Below are 22654 nucleotides of genomic sequence, written 5' to 3'. Positions count from 1 at the left end.
TTACGCTTGCGCTCTCCAGCTACGTTCTTCCTGGGAACGGCCCGTGGGCATGGACCTGGCTTCTGCCCCCTTTGCCTGAGACACCTGTGCCGCAGCTGGCTATCCTGCGGCAACCTCCTGAACCGATACACGCAGATCTTGTTAACAGGGACGAGAAGACCGACCTTGCGTTGCTGCCTACACGCGTTTCGGGACGTGTCACCAATGGCTCCGAGCCTGGCACCTTTCAGCACCAATGGCCGGGCGTTTATGCGGAAGCGCGCTTTCGCGGCGGGGCGGTGACCGTTCGTTTCGACGACGCGATCAATCGCGCCCGGATCACCATCGATGGTGGCGCAGGCGGTGTCGTGGAGGTGTCGCGCCCGGGCTCGGCCGATCTCAGGATTTCAGGGCTCGCCCCCGTCCCTCATAACATCCGTATGGACAAGATCAGCGAGTCCTTTTCTCTGGCGTCGTTCGGCGGCTTCTTCGTCGCCTCCGATGGCGATGCGCTGCCGCCCCCCGACGCCAGGCCAAAGCTTATCGAATTCATCGGCGACTCGGACACCGTTGGCTATGGCGGAAGGGCCCAACGGCGCGACTGCAGCGCCGACCAGGTCTTCGCGGCCACCGACAGTACGCAAACCTTTGTCTCTCGCGTCGCAGCGCATTTCCAGGCCGACTATCGTATTATTGCACGCTCCGGCATCAAGCTGATGCGCCATGATGGGGACGCTGAACCGCAAATGGTCGAGCGCTACGCGCGGGCCCTCCCCGACGAGGCCGACAGCACGCCCGCTCCGGAGCCCGCGGCGGACATCATCGTTATTGCGCTTGGCCCGAACGACGTCGTATCGAACGCGCCGACTCACTTAGTCGGACGCGACCGGCGCCGGCTGAGCTTTGAGTACCAACACGCTCTGGTCGATTTTGTCCGCGCGAGAGAGGGGCGAAATCCGCAAGCGCTGTTCGTTCTGCTCGCCTTCAGCGAGTATGGTAACGACTTAATCGATGCCCATCGCGCAGCCGAAAAGGCTCTGCGCGAGGGCGGCGCAAGGATCACCCTAGTTGTTCTTCCCTGGCGTGATCGGCGAGGGTGTCACTGGCACTCATCGCCCCGCGATCACGCCACGACCGCCGACCGCTTGATCGCCGCGATCGCTGCGGCGGAGCGGGACCAGGCACAGTAACTCATGAGCAACGGGGATTCTCATGCTGTCGTTGCGACCGATCACCTATCGCCTTCTGCGGACCTTCGGCCTCAATCGTGACAAGCTCGATGAGATAGCCGTCGAACGGTGGGAGATCGCGCCTGCCGAGGTCATCGGCGTGCCTCCGGCGATCATCCTGCCAGGCCAAGCCGAGCGGATTACGCGCACCGAGTTTGCATCGCTCGACCATGTCATCCACTCGCTCGCGGGCAATCCAGCCGAGCGGTTCGGACCGACGATGGCTTACCGGTTGCGCGATGTGGACGTCGTGGACGGGGCCCTCTATTCGGCTGGTCTTTCGATGTACCTGCGCGCGCGTAAGCGCCACCTGCCGCTCCCTGCGCGCGCCGAACATCGGGCATCGGGATCGCTGTACGAAACTTGGAACGGCAACCGCTGGTTCGGGAACTGGCTTCTGGACGATTGTCTCAGCTATCGCCTGGCCGAGACAACGGGCGGACCGGTGACCACTATGCCCTGTAAGGGCCATGTTCCGCGCTATGAAAAGCTCCTGGACATGACTCCTGACCGCATCGGCGACGCGCATTTCGATGAGCTGACCGTCTTTGCCGATTATTCTAATAACAGCCATCGCATGGCCCGCGCCCAAGATATGCGCCACCGGTTACTGCAAGGCCGCACCCCGCACCCCAATCCCGGTGTCTTCCTGCTCCGCGGCCGGTCGGGTGACCTTCGCGTCCTGGAGAACGAACAGGACATCGCCGCACGGCTGGCGCACGAGCGCGGCTTTCGCGTGATGTTCCCCGAGGATCACAGCGTCGATGAGTTGATGGACGCTTGTGGCGGCGCGCGGGTGATCGCGGGGATAGAGGGCAGTCAGCTTAATCACGGAATTGCCGTCATGCCTCCGGGCGGAACGCTTTTCACGATCCAGCCGGCCAACCGGGCTACCACGGCCATGAAGATACTGAGCGACCGCTGGCAGCAGCGCTTCGCAATGGTTGTGGGGCAAGGTGTCGCCGAGTCATTTCGCGTCGAATGGGATGATATCGCGCGCACGCTTGACCGGATCGAGAGCGAAGTAGCCCGACCGCCGTCTTAAGGATCGGGCCGGCACAACACCGTCACATCGCACCACGGGCAGGAGGAATTTTCCTAGGAATCCATGTCATCAAGGCCGGGATGCTTCGAACCCCGCACGAGGCCTACGTCAGCCACGGTCGATCAATGGGCTGACCATCACGCTGCTGATGAGCGGAACGGTGTGCTCCAGCCGCTGAGCATGCCCGGCCGAGATCGTGTGCATAGCGAGGGGCGGGGCATTACGCTTCACGACCGGGTTCCTGAGCGGCGGCACTCTGCCTCCCAAACGTTTTGCGGCGACGACGGGCTTGATCGGACGTGCCTTTATCCCTCAAATCCTACACGCCAAAATGGCGAGCTGTACTGATAGATGTCCGTGCTCACATATGATTGAAATCGTGTTGGAAGGAGAATTACATAGTGCGGTCCGATTTTCTAACTACGATTAATGAGACAGCAGGACGCATCCCTCAGCGCATCGCTGTCGAGGCCGATGATGGGCGATACTCGTTCGGTGAATTGGACCGCATCTCCAATCAGCTGGCGCATCGCCTCATCGGATTGGGCGTAACTCGCGAGACGCGAGTCGCGATTTCTATTCCACGCGGCGCCACCGAGTTGCTCGTCGTGCTGGCGACCGCAAAGGCGGGGGGGACCTACGTCCCGCTCGATCCATCCCATCCCATTGATCGGCTACGGGCTGTTGTCGAAGACGCAGAGCCTTTGCTCATGCTCGTGCATCCCGCCTCGCCATTGTACACGGCCGACATGGCAGGCGTTCAGCGCATCGCTGTCGATGATATGCGGTCACTGACTTGCGGCTGGCCGACCCATACCCCTGAGCTAATTTACGACGATCGGCAGCTGCTCTACATCCTCTTCACTTCGGGCTCGACGGGCCGCCCGAAAGGAGTGGAGGTGCCACGCGGGGCGTTCACCAATTTTCTCACGTCCATGACTTCAGCACCCGGTCTCGTTGAAATCGACAGGTTGCTAGCGATTACGACGACGTCGTTCGACATCGCCGGGCTGGAGTTATTTTTGCCCCTGTTCGTCGGCGCGACGGTTGTCATAGCCGACAAGGAGACGACCAAGGATCCAAGGTTGTTGCGTCGTAAATTGGAGAGTTCGGACATCTCGGTGCTGCAGGCAACGCCCGCGACGTGGCGATTGCTTTTGGATGCAGGTTGGCGGGGAGACGGAAAGCTGAAGATGCTTTGCGGTGGCGAGGCGCTTTCAAAAGAATTGGCCCGGCGGTTGTTAGCTGCTGGCTCCGAGCTTTGGAATATGTATGGTCCAACCGAGACGACAGTCTGGTCGACCATCGAGCGCGTCGAATGCCTCGACGGCCCCATCAGTATCGGCAGGCCGATCAACGAAACGCAGGTTTATGTGCTTGACGCGGAGCTTCGCGCCGTCGAAGCGAATTCCGGAGGAGAGATCTGCATCGGTGGCTCAGGCTTGGCTCGTGGCTATCGTGGGAATCCAGAACTCACAGCAGAGAAGTTTGTTGTCAATCCCAACGATCCAGCAGGAAGAGTGATCTACCGCACCGGCGACCTCGGACGGGTATTATCGGATGGACGCCTGCAGTATCTGGGCCGCTACGATCATCAGGTCAAGATTCGTGGCTTTCGCGTCGAGCTTGGCGAAATCGAAAATGTTCTTGGGGCCGTCCAAGATGCCTCCGAGGTACTCGTGGTCTCAGTGCCCGAGTCGGAAAGCGATCCTGGTTTGGCTGCATATTGGATCGGTAAAGCATCACGAGAGGCTCTGATTGCGGCTGCCCGGTGCCACCTACCGGACTACATGGTGCCTACGCTTTATATTCCCGTCGAGCGCTTTGAGCTCAATGTGAACGGCAAAATCGACCGCACCAAGTTGCCGCGTCCTGACCAAATGCTGTCCACCGGCTCCAAGCACGTTGCGCCCCGTTCAGATACCGAGCTTCGGATCGCTGTCATCTGGCAACAAGTCCTTAGGGTCCGCGACATATCTGTCGAAGATAACTTCTTTACGATCGGCGGAACGTCAATGCGTGCGGCGCAGGCTGTTACGCTCCTTGAGAATGTGTTCTGGTTTGAAATACCGATACGGACTTTGTTCGAGAATCCTACCATCGCCAAACTGGCAGCTGATCTCGGCAACGCCATTTCCTTCGATACTCCGATCGTCGTCGAACTGCGGCGCGGGGCTCACGGCAGGGCTCCGCTGTTCTGCCTGTTCGGCGTCCAGATCTATCAGGCACTCGCCCATCGCATCGGTGGCGATGGGTCCGTCTACGGGATGCACATTCCCATCAGATACATCCCCGGCATCGAAGCGCCGCCTGATATCGAGCTGATGGCGGCGAAATATGTCGAGCTCATCCGGGAATACCAGCCAAAAGGCCCCTACCATCTCGCCGGTTTCTGCTTCGGCGGCGTCGTGGCTTACTGCGTCGCACATGAACTCCAAAAGATGGGAGAGACCATTGCGGCCGTTACGATCCTCGATGCGGTCTTACCAACGGCCGTTCAGATTGATCGGCACAGGTATTTTCTTACTTTGGCGGGACGCATGCTGGCCCAAACGCCGCAGGAATGGTCGAAATTGGTTAAGCGAGCGATCGAACAGCTACGGCAAGTCGTCAGCTCACTTATTCCAAGGACGAGCTTGGTGCGTGACCGTGAGTCCGCACGACCGATTAAATTCTCGGTGAACAGTAACGAGGCGGACTCCTATATCGCCGCGTTCGCCAAGAAACGGACCGTGCTCGACGCATCTCTCCTGGTGATTGCGGCGAATGATAAGCTTCCCCACTGGCAAGTCGTCGCACCTCATCTCGGGTGGCGGGATAGGGCTGCTCGTACCGTTTGCCACACGATCGACGGTGATCATTTGGAGATTTTGCGCGAACCTCTGGTACAGCTCCTTGCACGCCATGTCGATGACGTTCACGGCTTTGTGCATCGTAAATTTGGTTCAACGGGACAATTTGAAGCCAGTGTTCGCCAGCTTGTGTCCTCCGATACTGCCCCCGAGGTCCCGCATCACTGAGTGTTTTGCGATTGTAGGCTCCTATTGGCCCGCCTTTCGCCCGTTCACCATAACGTAGTGTGGGCGTAGTCCCGGCGGGGTCGCTCCAGTTCTATACCTGAAACTTCAATCAGCAGATAACCGCCGCAAACGTCACTGGCCCCGCTGGTCGAACATGCTATTCAGAGCTTACTTAATCCAGAGACCGAATGGCCCCGTAAATGCGTGATATGCAGCATTGGAACACAATCTGGTTCCATAGAGGCTGGGCGAAGGAACTCAGGTGAATCGCGAACCGTTTCTCGTCGAGGGCGTCAACGTCCAGACGTGGTCGCTCGAGGAAGCATCCTCCCGGATCTGCGGCGAGCTCGGCAACGGCCGCTCCTTCTCGGTCTTCACGATCAATCTGGATCACGTCACAAAGCTCCGCCGCAACCCGCGTTTCCGCGCCGCCTACGATCGCGCGCGCATCGTGCTTGCCGACGGCTTTCCGATCGTTCTCGCGGGGCGGCTCCAGGGACGGGCGCTCTCCCGTGCACCTGGCTCGGACCTCATCGCTCCCCTCTGCGCGGAAGCGAGCCGGCGCAGCATTCCGATCGTCCTCTTCGGGTCGACGTTCGATACGCTGCGCATCGCGGCACGCGAGCTCAAAACGCAGCACCCCGGGCTCGCCATATCCGGTGTCTATGCACCGGACCACGGCTTCGACCCCTATTCGGACACGGCAGACGAAGGCATCGCTTTCATCAAGGCGTCCGGCGCGCGCCTCTGCTTTCTCGCACTCGGAGCGCCGAAGCAGGAGCTTTTTTCGAACCGCTGCCTCGACGAGACCGACGGCGTGTCCTTTGTCTGCATCGGTGCGGGGCTCGATTTCCTTTCGGGACAGCAGACGCGCGCGCCGAAGTTCGTGCAATCGATTGGCTGCGAATGGCTGTGGCGCATGGCTTCGAACCCGCGCCGTCTCGCCCGGCGCTATCTCGACTGCCTGCTCGTTTTTCCCGGCGTGGTCCTGAGCGGCCTAACTCATCGATAGAAGCGGCCGACGCCGATCGGCCCTCGTTCGGAGAGACGCCGGAGCACGCTCAATAGGCTCCGCGGCACAGCACGAATACCGTGCGCGTGATAATCTCGATGTCGAGCCAGATCGACCAGTTGTCGATGTAGTAGAGATCGTGTTGCATGCGGCCGCGAATGTCCTCGGTGCGCTTCGTCTCGCCGCGGAAGCCATTGACCTGCGCCCAGCCGGTCAAGCCGGGGCGGACGCGGCGACGACGCGAGAACTGATCGAGTGCGCGCTCGAACTGCTGATCGTGGATAAGGGCGTGCGGACGCGGGCCGACAATCGACATGTCGCCGATCAGCACGTTGAAAAGCTGGGGCACCTCGTCGAGGCTGGTGCGGCGCAGGAAGCGTCCGACGCGCGTCACGCGCGGATCGTTGCGCTCGGCCTGCTTGACGTCCGCGCCGTCCTCGGCAACGGCCATGGTGCGGAACTTGAAGATGCGGAACACGCGGTTGTTGCGACCGTAGCGGCGCTGACGGAAGAACACAGGACCTGGACTGTCGATCTTGATGGCCAAAGCGATTAAAGCCAGCAACGGAGCCAGGACGATAAGGCTCGCCGCCGCAACGGCATAGTCCAGCGCCGTCTTGAGCAGGCCATGGCTCTCGGAGAGGGGAACCAGGTTCACGACATTGGCCCGCACCGAACCGAAGGTCCGGCTGCCCTCAACGACGACAGGATAGGGCTCGAGCTCCGTGCACAGCAGCAGCTCCGTCGAATAAGATCCGAGCGCGGTGACCGCCGCCTGGATCCTCGCCGTCTCCTTCGCCGGCATGGCGATGATGATGCTGTCGAACTCGCCCTCCTCGATGGCGGCGCGCAGTTCGGCGAGCCCACCATGGATGGGCAGATCGTCCGGCGTCACAGGGGCCGGCTTGGCGAGATACTGACCCGCGACCATGGATGAAGGGTCAGCCGCCTCGGTCTCGGCCTTTATGGCCGCGATGAACTCTTGCGTGCCGAAGATGGCGATGCGTTTGTGCAGGCGTCCCGTCGAGACCATGTCGCGCACGCGCCGCCGTGCCTTGACGCGCACCACGATCAACCCGGCGGCGCTGAGCGCAAACCATGTCAGGAACCAGCCGCGCGAATAGACCTCAGCCGCCTTGAGGATGTAGAGGATCCCCAGCACGATGAGCGCAGAAATCGCGAGAGCGCCCCACAGCCGGCCGTAACCGACCACGGGGCCGAGCATCGCGCGCGGCTCGTAGAGACCGGATTGTTTCAGGAGCAGATAGAGCGTCAGCGCCAGAAGCGGAGCCGGCAGCAGGTAGAGCGCGATCCCCTGGCTCTGCCCAAGAAACAAATCGATATACAGGAACTTGGCGACCGCCGCGGCGACAATCACGGCCACGCTTTCTGCGACCGCGCAGGCGGTGATGTAGTTCTCGAGTTTCGAGAGGAGCGTCTTGTGACGGGCTATCGGCCCCGCGCGCCCGCGGACACCGGCATGTCCCGTCTCAACGGGTGCGTCACTCAACGCCATTTTAGCCCCGACAACGCAAACAGATTCCGAAGAGGCCGTACGTTCCAAGCACCCCCACCTATCCGGCAGTGCTCAGTCCAACCCAAAAATGAATATCAACTAATAGTTCATTACTTTAATCTCTTGTAAACGCTTCGCAACTTAAATGGTTAACTCGCATACATGGCCTGCTTCCATCGGGAAGCGGATGGGTCTGCTTTGGGTGAGATTTCGGGTATTTTGATGCACCTCTCAGATCCAAGCAGATGGAAAAGGGACGGGTACGCCCGATCGACGCATTAACGCTAACGTTTGCAACTGTCCGCTGCACAGCCAGTCCGCGATATTCAGGTCGCTGCTTTACAGATAGAATGACGAGATAGGTAAAGACGAAAAGGCGACACCGAGTGCGTGCAGAGGAACAACCCCGCGCCAGCTATGCATTGATTTCGCCTTGCCGCAACGAAGCCGCGTACATAAAGAAAACGCTCGACAGCGTCATTGCGCAATCCGTGCGGCCCGCGATCTGGGTTATCGTTGACGACGGATCGACGGATGCGACGCCCGCAATCCTCGCCGACTATGCAATACAGCACGACTGGATCAAGGTTCTGCCGAAACCCGACCGAGGACACCGCGTCGTTGGCCCGGGCGTCGTCGAAGCATTCTACGCGGGGCTCGCGGCGATCGACATCGACGACTATGCGTTTATCTGCAAGCTTGACGTGGATCTCGACCTGCCCGAGACGTATTTCGAGACCCTGATCGCACGCATGGCGACGAATCCCCGCCTCGGAAGCTGCAGCGGCAAACCCTATTACCATACGGAGACCGGACGCTGGGTCAGCGAGAAGTGCGGCGACGAGATGTCGGTTGGCATGACGAAATTCTACCGCGTCACCTGCTTCAAGGCGATCGGCGGCTTCGTCTGCGAGGTCATGTGGGACGGCATCGATTGCCACAAAGCGCGCCAGTTAGGCTGGGTTGCGCGGAGCTGGGATGAGCCGGGCCTACAATTCGAGCATCTACGGCCGATGGGATCGAGCCAGCAGAGCATCCTGACCGGCCGCAGGCGCCACGGGTTCGGACAGTACTACATGGGCAGCGATCCCCTGTACTTCACCGCTACGGCCGTCTATCGCATGACACAACGTCCGTTTCTGGTAGGCGGCGCAGCCATGCTCTACGGATATTTTAGCGCCATGGTACGCCGTCTGCCCCGGCATGAGGACCTGGAACTGCGCCGCTTCATTCGCTCGTATCAGCGTCAGGCGCTGCTTCTCGGCAAGGCGCGGGCGGTACGCAATATCGAGTCACGGCAAGAGTCGCTCTGGCGGAAAATCTCCGGACCCCATCTATCGGCAGCGCGGGAAGCCGGCGGCACTCCCACTGGCCTCCAGATGGAGTGACGCCTCTCCATGCCCTCCAACACAAAGATCTCTCGTCGCGGAACGTTCCGCCGGGGCGCGAACTGAGGACGCGTGCATGTGTGGTCTTGCCGGCTTTCTGCAAGAGCCGCCGCTCGATGGTGAAGACGCCGCTAGGCTCTTGACATCCATGACGACAGCTATCGTATACCGCGGGCCGGATTCGGAGGGAGCTTGGCTCGATTCAGCGGCGGGTATTGCGCTTGGCCACCGCCGCCTCGCAATCGTCGACACTTCCCCTTCAGGCCATCAGCCGATGGTTTCCCATTCGGGGCGCTATGTACTCGCCTTCAACGGCGAGATCTACAATCACGCCGACCTGCGAACGCTTCTCGGCCAAGCGGGACAGGCCCCCGCGTGGCGTGGCCACTCCGACACCGAGACGCTGGCGGCCGGCTTCGATGCCTGGGGAATTGCGCCAACGATCGGCCGTGCGGTCGGCATGTTCGCGATCGCGATCTGGGATCGGCGCGAGCGCGTCCTGACCCTGCTCCGCGACCGGCTCGGAGAGAAGCCGCTCTACTACGGCTGGCAGGGTGCCGGTCCGGGCAAAGCGTTTCTGTTTGGATCGGAGCTGAAGGCGCTGCGGGCTCACCCCGCCTGCCTTGGAGACGTCAGCCGCGACGCCGTTGTGCAACTGATGCGGCACGGTCATGTCGGCGAGGAGAATGCTATTTACGAAGGCCTGCACAAACTTCCTGCCGGCGCGATGGTCGAGATCTCCCTTGCACACCCTGAGCCGCTCGTTTCCCGCTATTGGTCGGCTACCGAAATCGCATGCCGTTCCGCGGCCGCCAGGATGTCGGGCTCCTCCGAGGACATGGTCGCAGCGCTCGAAGCGCTTTTGACCGATGCGGTCGGGCGCCAGATGGTCGCCGACGTGCCCTTGGGCGCATTTCTCTCAGGCGGTATCGACTCCTCGCTCGTCGTCGCGCTCATGCAGCGCCAGTCGACGCAGCCGGTCAAGACGTTCAGTATCGGCTTCCACGATCCGCGCTACAATGAAGCCGAATTCGCCAAGCGCGTCGCTGCCCATCTTGGCACAGACCACGTGGAACTCTATGTCGGAGACCAAGAACTCCGTGACATCGTCCCAAGGCTTCCCGAAATCTACGATGAGCCGTTTGCCGACTGCTCACAGATCCCGACGGTTCTAGTCTCGAAGCTTGCGTGTGCAAAGGTCACCGTCGCTCTTTCCGGAGATGGGGGAGATGAGCTCTTCTGCGGTTATGACCGTTATCGACAGGGCGCGGCACTGATGCGCGTCTTGAGTGCCGTGCCGCGCCCACTGCGTACCGCCGCGAGCTACGCTGCGCGCACGCTCCCGAAAGCCTTCTGGGACACCGTACTCAACCCATTCTTGCAGGTTGCTTCGGGCAAGGAGCCTAATGGTCAGCGCCTCCACCGGCTCGCGGATTATGCGCGAAGCGGTTCAGTTGAGGAGTTGCACCGAAAGCTGGTGTCGCGCTGGCGCTTTCCCGAAGCCGTGGTGATCGACGGCCGCGAGCCGGTCGGGCTTCTCACGCCCGGCAAGTTCAATTTTGGCGCGCTTTGCGACGCCGAGCGCATGATGATGCTCGATATGCTGACATACCTGCCTGACGATATCCTAACCAAGGTTGACCGCGCGTCGATGTGGAACTCGCTCGAATGCCGCGCACCGTTTCTCGACCATAGGGTCGTCGAGTTCGCCTGGAGCCTACCGTTGGATATGAAGCACCGTGGCGGCCAGTCGAAATGGGCCCTGCGCCAGATCCTGTATAAGCACGTGCCCCGCGAGCTCGTCGACCGCCCGAAGATGGGCTTCGAGGTTCCTATCGCTGCTTGGCTACGTGGACCGCTGCGCTCGTGGGCGGAGGCGCTGCTGGCGCCGCAGCGTCTACAGCGCGAGGGGTTCTTTTACGCTGCGCCGTTGCGCCGCAAATGGGACGAGCATATTTCCGGCGTCTGTAACTGGGGGCCACAGCTCTGGAACGTGCTCATGTTCCAAAGTTGGCTGGATGGCAACCAGGTGGCGAAACCTCCCGTCGGCATCAAGAGGGAAGCATAGCGGCGACGCTCATGATTAGGAGCACGCTAGAGCAGATTCCGATCATACGTATCCGGCGCTCTGGAAGTATCCGGAGCAGTCGTTTGCGGAGATGCATGTCAGCGCTCGGGCGATAGCGTCCCGGAGCGTCTCTGCTGAACGGGCCGCAGCCTTCTTCAACAGCGCCTTGAACTTCGAGAACGCCATCTCGATAGGGTTGAGATCTGGCGAGTAGGGCGGCAGATAGCGAAGCTCGGCCCCGCGTGCCTCGATCGCGATCCGGACGGCCGCCTGCTTGTGTGCGGGTAGGTTGTCCATGACGACGATGTCGTCAGGCTTGAGCGTGGGAGCGAGTATCTGCTCGACCCAAGCCCTGAACGCGGCGGCATCCATCGGACCATCGAGTGTCATGGGTGCGGTGAGGCCCGAGAGGCGCAAGCCGCCGACGAACGTGGTGGTGCGCCAATGGCCATGCGGCACGGCGGCGACGCACCGCTCGCCGCGCCGTGCTCTGCCGCAGCGACGGGCCATCTTGGTCGAAGCGCCCGTCTCATCGACGAAGACGAGGCGGTCTGGATCGAACTGCGGCTGCTCAGTGTGCCAGGCGAGACGCCCTGCCACAACGTCTGGCCGCTCTTGCTCGCTGGCGTGTGCCGTTTTTTTTGAAGGTCTGTGCGTTCCGATCGAGGAAGCGCCAGATCGTGCTTGGGACGAACCGCTCGCCGTGCTCACGGTGCAGGTGATCGGCGATCTCAGCCAGTGAGATGTCGACCGTCTTGGCGATGAGGCCAAGAATCTCTTGGCCGTAGGCCTCAATCCGCACCGAGCGCCTGTCGCCACCTTGCCGGCGTGGGGCCGCGCTTCCGGTCTCGCGCCAGCGGCGCACCCACTTGACCGCAGTCGAAGGCGCAACACCGAAGCGCTCTCCCGCCGCCCGGCAGGTTGCGCCTCGCGAGACGGCTTCGATCAGGCGCTCGCGAAGGTCGTTGGACAGCGGCTTGGTCATGACGGCTGGCCTCCTCCACCAGCCCTCACCATGAATCACTGTTCGCCACCGATGGGAATCCACAAACGATTCCGTCAGATCGGAAAGTGCTCTAGGTTGACGGCTTGGCGGACAAACACCCACGCTTGCGAAAAAACGAGCGCAACGTTTTGATGTCGTAAGTGGTCGCGGAATACGCTCGGCGGCATGGCTTCCCACCCGCGCGAACGTCACCTCTGACGCTTCGTCACTGCCTGACGTCGTAAGCACGACGGAGAAAGACCCGCGTCGGATCAATGGCCGCGTCCTCGACCCTGCGCTGAGCCTCGCTCGCGCTCGCGTCCTTATCGCCGCCGAACGAGGGCCGCTTCCCCGTGTCATCGCGCAAAGAATCCTGTACGGCTCCGATCCTGTCCTGCTGCCCGTTGGAGACGATCAACACGTCGCCCGGCAGAACCTCGGTGAACACGGTCGCCGGCAATGTGCGCACGCCGGCATCGCTCTCGCGCGAGATATGGTAGGTCAGCTTCAACACGTTGTCCCGGTCGTCGCCCATCATGGTCGGCATACCCGAGACGAGCTCGAGCTGGGCGATCTCGCGCTCGAGCACATCGATGCGCTCGCTGAGAACGGCGCGACGCTGCTGGGGCAGCATGGCGAGCTGCTGTTCAACGGCGGCGAGGCGCGTACGGGCACGCTCGGCCTGGGCTTTGATCTCGGAATAGCGGATCTCGACCGTCAGCAAGCTCGATTTCTGATCAAGATAGCGCGCGTTGTTGATCAGCTTCTTGTCCTTGAGGCTCTCGATGCTCGCAACCTGCTCCCGCGTGATGTCGAGCTGCTCGCGAACCGTTTTCTCCTGAGCATCCGCCGTTTCGACCTCGCGTGCGGCAGCCTCGAACTCCCGGCGCAGCCCGATGATCTGAGACTCCATGATGCTGCGCTGCTCGCTCAGCATGTCGTTCTGACGCGACATGAGATTCGTCAGCGCGAGCCGGTTCGACTCCGGCACGTTGCTGATCAGCGTGGCGATGCGCTGGTTCGTGGCGACGACGTCGCCGCCCTCGCGCTCGGCCTTCAGGCGTGCGAGCTGGGCCAGTGCGAATGTGAGCTGCGTCCGGGACTGCCGGCTGCTGACCGGCCCGGCGCCGCTTTCCTCCGCCCGCAGCACGCCCCGCGCCAGCGAGATCGCCTGAATCACCTTGAGGCCCGGCCGCCATTCGATAGCGCCGGATTCCGCGACCTGGCCCATGATGTAATAGGGACGGAAGCGAGCGACCTCGACAGCGACCGTAACATCGGTTCTCAAGGCCGTGCTCAACTTCTGCGTCAGCAGGAGCTCCAGATCGGCGAGCGTCAGACCGTCGACCGCAATACGCCCGACGCGGGGAATCGACAACGAGTTGTCGGGATCAATCGCGTACTCGCCGCCGAGCTCGGTGTTGCCCCAGAGGCGAACGCGAATGCGCTCGACCTGAGACATATTGAACTGGGGCAGGCTTTTGGCTTTCGCGCCCGCCTGTTCGTCCGCGGCGACGTCTCTCACGGGCGTCGCCTCATCGGCATATGCATACGGGGTGACCGAAGCGTCCACGCTTGCCGTCGCGACAGGAGCGCTCTCCAGCGACCTCTCTTGTGCATCCTCAGCCAGAACGGAACCGGACAGGACGCTCACCACGCAAAAAGCGCTTGCCACTGCAAGACTCCGAGCGCGCAGCGCTTGCCCATGGCTGGCCATCTGTCTCTTCACGAAATCACCCCTACAGAAGCTCGCGCGTTGGTCGAACCCCGTATTGCTGTGTGTGGAACGCCTAGCAGTGCCAGAATGACACGACCAGACACTAAAAACTATTGATCGGCTAAGTTATGCGCAACACATAAATTATGACATTCATCACTTTGGTTAACCCGTTGGCGCTTGGCGCTCGAGCTTGCTCTGAAGCGCGCGCTTCATCGTTCGCGACCGATCCCGGATGGCATCGCCGGGCTTAAACAACACCCCCGTCGATTGCGCCGGCCGGGCGGCGATGTGGTAGCTAACGGCCCAAGCAGGACCGCAGTGAAGCCATGCTTGCCCTGCCTTGAGGAAACCGAATGCCCGATCCGAGCCTGACGACGACCCAGGACGCCTCCGTCACGGCCGTGCTCGTCAATTACTGCACGCGCGATCTGACGCTGGACTGCCTGCGCTCGCTCGCAAGCGAGGTGGCCGCGTTTCCGGCCTTGGAGGTCGTCGTGGCGGACAACGCCTCGCCGGACGGCTCGGGCACGGAGATCGCCGATGCCATCGCAGCCAACAGCTGGGACAGGTGGGCGCGTGTTCTTCCCATGCCGCGCAACGGAGGCTTCAGCTACGGCAACAACGGCGTCATTCGCGAACAACTCGCTCGTGCCTCGCCGCCCGCGTACATCTGGCTCCTCAACACGGATACGGTGGTGCAGCCCGGCGCGTTGCGCGCGCTCGTCGACTTCATGGCGGCGCATCCGGCAGCCGGTGGGGCCGGCAGCCGCCTCGAACACCCGGACGGGAGGCTCCAGTGCTCGGCCTTCCGCTTTCATTCGGTGGCGAGCGAGTTCGATTCCAGCCTCAACGTGGGTTTTGTCTCGAAACTTCTGAAGCGCTGGCAGGTTGCGCCGGCGCTACCGGATACACAGACCCGCTACGATTGGCTATCGGGGGCGAGCCTGCTCCTCCGTACGCAGCTCTTTCGCGATGTCGAGCTGATGGACGAGGACTATTTCCTCTATTACGAGGAGACCGACCTCTGCAAACGCGCGGATCGTCTCGGCTGGTCCTTCTGGTACGTACCGCAGAGCCGGGTCGTGCATCTGGTCGGGCAAAGCACGGGCGTCACGGATCCCGCCCAGCAGCGCAAGCGGCGTGCGGCTTATTGGTTCGAATCGCGCCGTCGCTACTTCATCAAGCACCATGGCGTCTTCTATGCGGCGCTCGCGGATGCCGCCCTCGCGTCCGGAACGGCGCTTTCGATGGCGCGCGATGCGATCCTGGGCCGGGCGTCGTCGATCCCGGACTCTTTCCTGTCGGACCTCGCGCGCCAGAGCGCACTTCTCAATCCGTCGATAAACGGAACATCGCCATGACCGCGCGCGATGCGGGCATAGAGGCGCAGCGGGCTGACGACGTCGCCGCCGTCGTCATCGGGCGCAACGAAGGGGAGAGGTTGCGCCGGTGCCTGCTGTCTCTCGCAGACGCCGTGCGGTCGATCGTCTATGTGGATTCCGGCTCGACTGACGGATCGGTTGCACTTGCACGGCAGCTCGGCGCGCATGTGGTCACGCTTGATGACGGGCAGCCGTTCACGGCCGCGCGTGCCCGGAATGCTGGCTTCCATCATCTCGATCCGCATGAGGAAACGCTCGCTGCTGTGCAGTTCGTCGACGGAGATTGCGAGGTCGAACCGGGCTGGATCGCAACCGCACGCGCCTTTCTCGATACACATGAAGAAGCGGCTGCGGTGTTCGGGCGCCGTCGGGAGCGTTTCGCGGAGCAGTCCGTCTACAACCGCCTCTGCGATCTCGAGTGGTCAATCGCGCCGGGCGAGGTCAGGAGTTGCGGAGGCGACGCCATGATCCGCGCCGAAGCGTTGCGCAACGTGGGCGGATACCGTCCCGATCTTATTGCCGGCGAGGAGCCGGAGCTTTGCGTAAGGCTGCGGCGGCAGGGCTGGAAGATCTTCTGCATCGACCACCCCATGACACTGCACGACGCGGCGATGACGCGCTTTCCACAATGGTGGCGCCGGTCAATGCGAGCAGGATACAGCTTTATTCTCGGAGCCCACATTCATGGCGGCCCGCCCGAATACCACAACGTTGCAGAGACGCGACGCGCGTGGATCTGGGGACTGGGCATTCCGCTGGCGATCATGGCTAGCGCCGTTGCGTTCGGGCCCTGGGCGTTTCTGCTCGCACTGGTCTATCCCGTACAGGTGCTGCGCCTCTACCTCAAGCGCAGAGGCACACCCTTGCCGCTGGCCTCCTCATTCTTCCACGTTCTAGGCCGGTTTCCAGAAGCGGCAGGGCAGATCAAGTTCCTGCGCGACCGACTTATGGGCCGCAAGGGAATGCTCATCGAGTATAAGTAAAAACTCTTGCGTACCGCAGTACTGTCACGGAGAACGGGCTACTGCAGAAACAGCCAATGCGACTGGATCGCCGGCGTGAGCGGAACCGTGTATCCGTCGGACGAGGCTTCGATCGGGATGGGATGGAGCGCACCATCCCGGTCGGCGGCGTAAGCCCTGAGGCCGCTTCTGGCGCGAATGCGGATCTCGCCTTCCACCGGTTCCGAGTTGAAGGGGAGACGCCCCGCGTTCGGGATCGACTGCGCCGCAAGCGAGATCATGATACGGCCCGACGCCGCCAGCGGCTCTTCGTCGAGGCTTTGCACCGCCACGCTGGCGTTCGGCGTCGAGAGTGCGACCGTCACGTCGCCGAGGGCGACCTCGCGCCCGCCGAGCCAGCCGCTCGCAATCTGCGACTTTGCGGTATCGACGGTCAGGACGCCCTTGACCCAGTCGCGGCAAATCTCGCCCGTGTCGGAGCAGACCTTGTCGGTGCCCTTCCCGATCGCATCGAAACCGGGGTCGGAGATACGCTTCACGTTTTCCGCGGCCGACGGCTGATCGGTGATCCAGTCAAGCGCTTTCATCGGCGGCACCCTGAGACGTATTTTTGACGTCTCGGTGAGCGTCCGGATGGCGCGCGAAGTCCGCGCGTTGATCTCCTGTCCCGTGAAGACGTCCTCGGAGAGCGCCAGCTCGTAGCTCATCCGCGCCGGGTTCACGTGCCCGCCCCGGAAAAGAAGCGCGGCGGCCGGCAGGGTGGCGATCATCGAAGGATCGCTCGATGCCTCCCAATTGCCGATGCCGGCGGTCCCCGTCAGCGGCGATTGCGTGTAGGCATACTGAAGCAGCGCGTTCCACCCCTGAAGGCGCGCGATCGAGGCGACGTGAAGAGGCACCTGGGCGCGATCAAAGACCGGGAAAGGCTCGACGTTCCATTCGCTGACCGAATACGGCTTGTTGGTGAGCGCTCCGCCGGCCAGCCAGCTTACCATGCTGGGTCCCAAGCGGGGGTTCTTCTCGACTTCGTTGGCGCGCCCGTAGGCATGCGCATCGACGATGTCGCCTTCTCCCAAGGCTGTCAGTCCGGCCGCACTCATCTCGCCCCAATAGTTCGTCGGGACGATCGGCACCTTGACGCCGATATCCCGGATATAGCGAGCCATGTCGGAGAAGAACGCGTGCTCGAGGTCGGCGAGGAAAATCTTCGACGGGCCGAACTCCCAGCTCCGCCACACCCGCTCCGGATCGAGCCCGGAGCTCGACGCGAACGCCCCGGCGAGCTTCATGTAACGCGCGGCATGCCACGGAACGTTCTTATCGGGAAGCAACGCGTTGCCGAAATGGTGGGTCAGATCGTTCTCGTTCGTGATCAGGACAGCCACGACGGCCGGATCGTCCTTGTACGCAAGCCCCGTGTGCTGGTTGACGTGCGTGAGATATGCCTCGGCGAACTCCTTCGACCGCGCCTTGAGGCTCTCGTTCACGTACATATAGCCGCGCGGATCCGCCGTTTTCCTGCTCGGGTCGGCAATCTCGTCGAAGGCCTCGACGTCGTCGCTCCTGGTCATCCTCCGACCTACGTGGAGGTCGAGCCAGATGTAGATGCCTTCGTCGCGAAGACATTTTATCCACCAGTCGATCTTCTCCAGCGATGCCGCGTTGAGCTCTCGGGTCGACGCGCTCTCGATGCCGAAGATGTTCGGCGATACCCAGTCGGAGTCATGATGATGAATACGAACGAGGTTGAACCCGAGCTTCGATAGCCGCCTCGCCTGGTTGCAGACGAGCAAGGGCGTTGTCCTCTGAAACAAGACGTACGCCGACAGGTTCGTTCCCCAGAAATACGCCTTGGTGCCGTCCTCGAACACGAGGTCCTCACCGACCGCCCGCAGGAAGCCCCGCTTTCCCGCAGGCTTTTCCGAGGCATTGAGAAAGCTCAAGTCCACCGGCGATCGGTTCCAATGGAGATCGTCCGACCACCATGTATCGCCTTTCGCGGCGAGCCGCTCCGGGACATCGGGACGGAATGCGCCGGGGAACGACAGCGTCATGCGGACGTCGACCGCGTCGGCCTCATCGTTCCTGCCGAGGAGATAGGCGCGGATCTCTCCGTGGTTGCCCATCTCGTACTCGAGGCTATGGATCGGACCCTCGAACGAGACGATCAGCGGCGGCCGATCGGGCTCGATCCGAAGCGACCAGCTTTTTTTGTCCGGGTTGATCTCGGCTCTCGGCTCGAACCCGTCCCGCCTCAGAACATCGGGCGTGATCCGGAACACGATGCCGCCGAAAACGTCCCGGGCCACCTCCGGGCGCTCCTCGACCCGCAGGGCCCAGGTTGCCTTGCCGTCATCGGATAGCTCGGCCTCCCCGCTCACGGCGAAGCTGTCCGGCACGGCGCTGCGGAAGCTATAGCGTCGACGGGGCTCGCGCGTCGTCACCGAGAGCGACGAGTCCTGCCAGGACCATTCGCCTCGCCAGAACACGAACTGCGCCTCGACAACCGGGCTGCCTCCTTGCATCACTCGGAACAAGCCACTAGCGCTGTCGAACTCCGCGTATGGCTCGCCCAGCGCGCTGCCACTGTAGGTGAGCGCCGCGGCCAGCATCAGGGCCCCTATTTTATGACGCCAGACACTCATGCGTACGCTTCCTCCGGTCATTCCGACACACCCGGCAATCCCGATATTCTTCCGATGCGCGCCACGACCGGCACGCCTGCCGTCATCTCGAATTCACGCCGTGTCCGCAGCACGCTGCTCATCAGCTCGGCGAGCACCACGAGCCCGCAAGCCAGAACGATGCTCAGAAACATGCCGACAATTGCGATCTTGCGGGCGGAGCTCTCCCCGGCAATGGGATCGCTCGGGCGGCCGATGATCAGCAGGTCGTCAGGCGAGTTGAAGAAACTGACGTAGTTGCTGCGGGGCGCTCCCGCATGCGCCTGGAATGCAGCCTGCCTGTCAGCAGCTTCCCGATAGGTCGCATAAAGGCGCTCCAGCTCCGCGATCCTGGCCGTGTCATCGCTGATCGCGCGCCGCAACTTGTCGGCCTCCTCTGCCTGACCCGCGGAGCGGATGTTGCGGGACATCGTCCAGAGCTGGTTCAGCACGGCGCGGATCTGAGCCGGGGCCTGGACGCCGTCGGCTTCGATGGCACGCATCAACGCGGCCTCCGCAGCGGCAGCCTCCTCGTCGCGCCGCAAGCGTACGAATTGCGGAGCACTGAATATATTCTGCTCCGGTCCGGTGAGACCTTCCATGACGCGGGCAAGAACCATCTCCAGATTGCGGCCGAGCCCCACGGGATTGGGGCTTTCCATCTTGATCTGGAGCACGGAATTTCCGACCACCTCGAGCGAAAGCGAGGCAGCCAGCGCGCGCCTCTGTCCGATCGACTGAAACGGTGTTTCCGGCGGCTTGTAACCGGTCATCCGAGGCACGAGCTCCGCCAGCACCTGGTCGCTTTTCAACCATGCCTCGACGGCCTGAACCTGCTCCACCGTGTTCGTATAGCCTCCGCCGCCGTAGCTGCCGGGCGCGCGGTTGGCGGCCTGGAGCAGGATCAGCGAACTGGCCGCATATTTGGTGGGAGCCAGCTTCATGGCCGCCATCGACAGCACGCCCGCAACCGCGATGGGGACGACCAACAGCAGCCAGCGCTTGCGCACGATGTCGAGGAAGAGGACCAGGTACTCGCGGAGAACCTCAGATCCGATGCCCATTGCTCTTCTGTCTCCGTGTCACCCTGGCCGCATCGTTTCAGGCCATCCATTCAGCCCGAAATCAAGCCGCTCGCAGGCATCCGCCAATCGTTCAGGATCAGTCCGTCCAGCTTCAAGCCGATGATCCGGCATGTCTCGATGCACGTCCCCATCTTCTTCTGGTTTATCGCGCCGCTGAGGCAGACGAGGAACACAACGTCGCACACCGATCCCAACGCAGCGATGACCGGCGTCGGCACGCCACTGTCCTGCAGGATGGGCGGAAGATCGAGGACGACGGTGAAACCCGCCTGCACCGCCTCCGCCAGGGCGCTCCGAAGCTCGTTCTCGGTCAGCGACGGGGGGGGCGCGGCCTCGAACTCCACGACGGAAAGCGATGGCTTGATCTTCGCGGCAAGAGGCAGAAACGACGCTTCCCTCTTTCCGGAAAGCGCCGGATCGACGATTTCCATCCGGCTCACGTTCACGAAGAGCGTCTTTATGCCGAACTCCGAAAACGCCTCGGCGAGCTGCCGGCTCGCTACGCTCACGCCAACGCCGGGGCGGGGGCCCGTGATGCCGATAACGCCGGCGGATTGCTCGCGCGCGACTGCGACGACCCCGGACAGGCGCCGTGCGCTCTCGGGATCCCGGAACCACGTCGTTTGATTTTGTGCGTCATCGACGCCTGATTTCGGGCTGCCGGACCCGAGCTCGCCTTGCGCGACGCGCACGCGCTTGATCGACCGTCTCATTCCCCCCGCCGTCTCTGCATTCGACGCTCGTTCGATTACCGTCATTGCGTCCGGCTTCCTTCGTCGCCCTGGAACGTTGCCTTGCCTGCTCCATCGAGCTCAATTGTCTCAAAACGGGACATCGCCTTCCGCTGTGCAGGTCCGGATGGGGCGACACTTGCGTCTCCCCTGCGTCCCTTGTCGCTCTTTGCGAACAGCATGCCAGCCTTTGCGAACAGCATGCCAGCCATTACAAAACGCAGGCTAGCACGGCGAAATGCGCGCCACTCCTGGACAGCAGGCCTCTCTGGACACGCAGCTTCATGGTCGGAGAGCGAACTGAGATGGCGGTCGGTCCGGCAATCGCGCGCGTTCCGCGTGCTTCCCCAACGGTCGCACGTTCAAATATGCCGCTGCAGACTCTCAACTCACACGCGAAATCAGCATTATAGTTAAAGCCACGGCCTCGAACTAAAAACCAGCGACAGTTCCCTGGTCGGGCTGGAAAAGACGGAGCGACGAGTCCTCACCATCGCACCCTACACGGGTGCCGTTTCTCGACCGGGTGAGACCTCTGCGAAGAGCCGGGCGAGCTTTCCGGCCTCCACGTCGATGTCATGGCGCTCCATGACGCGCCGGCAGCCCGCTTGTCCCATACGCTCCAACGCCTCTGGGGGGACAGTCAGGCACGCTTCGAGAGCGTCCACCAGCGGCTCGATGCTGCCCGCCGGGACAAGCCAGCCCGTCTCTCCCGGCACGACCAACTCCGGTATGCCCGCGATGTAGGTGCTGACGACGGGACGCTCCAGCGCCATCGCCTCCATGATTACGACCGGCAATCCCTCCTGGAAACTCGGCAGCACGAGTGCCTGGGCTTTCTGGATTTCCCTGCGAACGTCGGCACTGCTGATCCAGCCGGTGATGGTCACGGCATGGGCGAGCCCCAGCGCGGCGATGCGCGCCTCGATCTCGCCGCGCATCTCCCCGTCTCCGGCCAGGACGAGATGGCAATTTCCAAGGCGCTGCTCGAGCCGGCTGAAGGCATCGAGCAACACGAGCTGGCCCTTCTGCTCCGAGAGCCGGCCCACGCATACGAGCCGTCTTTCCTGCGGGCGCTCACGCTCCCCTGCCGCGCGGAAGGCGGCCTCGATCCCGCAATGCACGACCTCGATCTTGCTCCAGTCGGCGTAAGCGGCCCTGCGGTAAAGCTGGGCGCGGCCATAGGAGCTGATCGCGACGACGAACCTCGCCTGCCCGATTTTCCTGTCGAGATGCAACGCGTGTGCCTTGTCGAACTCCTCGGGGCCGTGAACCGTGAAGCTGTACGACGGTCCGCCCAACAGGCGGATCAGCATCGCGACCTCGGCCGGGTTGGTGCCGAAGTGCGCGTGGACATGGGCGACGTTAGCGCTCAGCAGCCACTCCAGGATGAGGCAGGCTTCGGCAAGATAGACGAGATGGTAGGGAAATGGCCGCTCGGCGCGCCGCGACAGGAGGATCGCCTCGATCAGCGCGGCGGCGAATTTGCGCGGCGACCGGACAGCCGCGCGCACCGTTGCCCGGACGAGCGGTCCCAGACCCTCTTTCAGGGCATATTGCGTCTTCTCGCGCTCGGCGAAATCCTGCTCGTCGGCAAGCGTTTCGTCCCATCCCCTGATCGCGATGCGCATGACGGAGATGCCCAACCGCTCGACAGCCTGGATCTCGCGCCGGATGAAGCTGTGGCTGACCTTCGGATACTGATTGATCAGATAGGCTATGCAAAGCGGTTCGGAGGCCGCATCGGACCGGGCGCGCTCGGTCCCGACCGCTCGGTCTCGGGCGGCTAGGTCGCGTGCGTCCGCCGGCTCATGGTCCATCACCGAAATGTCCATCACCGAAAATCCCCGGCACGTCGTCTCGCGCCGC

At 62.4% G+C, this 22654-nt stretch carries 15 protein-coding genes; 8 read left to right on the top strand and 7 right to left on the bottom strand.

The genetic code is table 11. The annotated features are described in order from the left end of the window. Positions 1-86 precede the first annotated feature (86 nt). The 4 genes from V7082_RS09110 (at position 87) to V7082_RS09095 (ending at position 6285) form a co-directional block, all read left to right on the top strand. A complete protein-coding gene (locus V7082_RS09110; protein ID WP_334147820.1) occupies positions 87-1169 on the top strand; it encodes a hypothetical protein in 1083 nt (360 codons plus the stop codon). 22 nt (positions 1170-1191) lie between these two features. Further along, positions 1192-2253 carry a glycosyltransferase family 61 protein gene (locus tag V7082_RS09105; RefSeq protein WP_334147818.1) on the top strand — a complete coding sequence of 354 codons (1062 nt, stop codon included), beginning with the start codon at positions 1192-1194 and terminating at the stop codon, positions 2251-2253. Positions 2254-2654: 401 nt separating this feature from the next. After that, positions 2655-5273: an amino acid adenylation domain-containing protein gene (locus tag V7082_RS09100; RefSeq protein WP_334147816.1), complete on the top strand. Its 2619-nt coding sequence runs from the start codon at positions 2655-2657 to the stop codon at positions 5271-5273. A 262-nt stretch (positions 5274-5535) separates the two neighbouring features. After that, positions 5536-6285, top strand: a complete 750-nt coding sequence (locus V7082_RS09095) for a WecB/TagA/CpsF family glycosyltransferase (RefSeq protein WP_334147814.1) — start codon at positions 5536-5538, stop codon at positions 6283-6285. 49 nt (positions 6286-6334) lie between these two features. Here V7082_RS09095 and V7082_RS09090 read toward each other — a convergent pair whose 3' ends face one another. Beyond that, the gene (locus V7082_RS09090) at positions 6335-7801 is read right to left on the bottom strand and encodes an undecaprenyl-phosphate glucose phosphotransferase (protein ID WP_334147813.1); all 1467 of its coding nucleotides are present in this window, start codon (positions 7799-7801) and stop codon (positions 6335-6337) included. Between the two features lie 386 nt (positions 7802-8187). Here V7082_RS09090 and V7082_RS09085 point away from each other — a divergent pair, with 386 nt between their 5' ends. Together V7082_RS09085 and asnB are read left to right on the top strand one after the other, a co-directional pair. Beyond that, complete coding sequence (locus V7082_RS09085) at positions 8188-9189, top strand: glycosyltransferase (RefSeq protein WP_334147812.1); 1002 nt, start codon at positions 8188-8190, stop codon at positions 9187-9189. A 76-nt stretch (positions 9190-9265) separates the two neighbouring features. Then, positions 9266-11257 carry an asparagine synthase (glutamine-hydrolyzing) gene (gene asnB, locus V7082_RS09080; protein ID WP_334147811.1) on the top strand — a complete coding sequence of 664 codons (1992 nt, stop codon included), beginning with the start codon at positions 9266-9268 and terminating at the stop codon, positions 11255-11257. Positions 11258-11299: 42 nt separating this feature from the next. On the opposite strand, the gene V7082_RS09075 is transcribed toward asnB, so the two are convergent. Beyond that, positions 11300-12242, bottom strand: a protein-coding gene (locus tag V7082_RS09075) for an IS630 family transposase (RefSeq protein ID WP_334147810.1) whose coding sequence is annotated in 2 segments (ribosomal slippage) — positions 11300-11900 and positions 11899-12242 — 945 coding nt in all. Because the reading frame shifts where the segments join, the coding sequence is not laid out codon by codon here. 226 nt (positions 12243-12468) lie between these two features. Beyond that, entirely contained in the window at positions 12469-13767 is a 1299-nt protein-coding gene (locus tag V7082_RS09070) for a polysaccharide biosynthesis/export family protein (RefSeq protein WP_334147809.1), read from the bottom strand. Between the two features lie 548 nt (positions 13768-14315). Here V7082_RS09070 and V7082_RS09065 point away from each other — a divergent pair. Together V7082_RS09065 and V7082_RS09060 are read left to right on the top strand one after the other, a co-directional pair. Further along, on the top strand, positions 14316-15323 hold the full coding sequence (locus V7082_RS09065; RefSeq protein WP_334147808.1) for a glycosyltransferase family 2 protein: 1008 nt from the start codon (positions 14316-14318) through the stop codon (positions 15321-15323). Further along, positions 15320-16327: a glycosyltransferase gene (locus tag V7082_RS09060; protein WP_334147807.1), complete on the top strand. Its 1008-nt coding sequence runs from the start codon at positions 15320-15322 to the stop codon at positions 16325-16327. The genes V7082_RS09065 and V7082_RS09060 overlap by 4 nt, the downstream gene beginning before the upstream one ends. Before the next feature lie 38 nt (positions 16328-16365). Here V7082_RS09060 and V7082_RS09055 read toward each other — a convergent pair whose 3' ends face one another. From V7082_RS09055 to V7082_RS09040, 4 genes are all read right to left on the bottom strand, one after another. Then, positions 16366-18951: a hypothetical protein gene (locus V7082_RS09055; RefSeq protein WP_334147806.1), complete on the bottom strand. Its 2586-nt coding sequence runs from the start codon at positions 18949-18951 to the stop codon at positions 16366-16368. Between the two features lie 17 nt (positions 18952-18968). Next, positions 18969-20033: a hypothetical protein gene (locus tag V7082_RS09050; protein ID WP_334147805.1), complete on the bottom strand. Its 1065-nt coding sequence runs from the start codon at positions 20031-20033 to the stop codon at positions 18969-18971. A gap of 50 nt (positions 20034-20083) precedes the next feature. Beyond that, positions 20084-20767, bottom strand: coding sequence for a hypothetical protein (locus tag V7082_RS09045; protein ID WP_334147803.1), 684 nt, complete (start codon positions 20765-20767; stop codon positions 20084-20086). A 518-nt stretch (positions 20768-21285) separates the two neighbouring features. Then, entirely contained in the window at positions 21286-22620 is a 1335-nt protein-coding gene (locus V7082_RS09040; RefSeq protein WP_334147802.1) for a glycosyltransferase family 4 protein, read from the bottom strand. Positions 22621-22654 lie beyond the last annotated feature (34 nt).

Origin of the sequence: Hyphomicrobium sp. (assembly GCF_036833075.1) — a bacterium.
Classification (GTDB): Bacteria; Pseudomonadota; Alphaproteobacteria; order Rhizobiales; family Hyphomicrobiaceae; genus Hyphomicrobium_C.
This window is presented reverse-complemented; position numbering and strand designations above follow the sequence as displayed.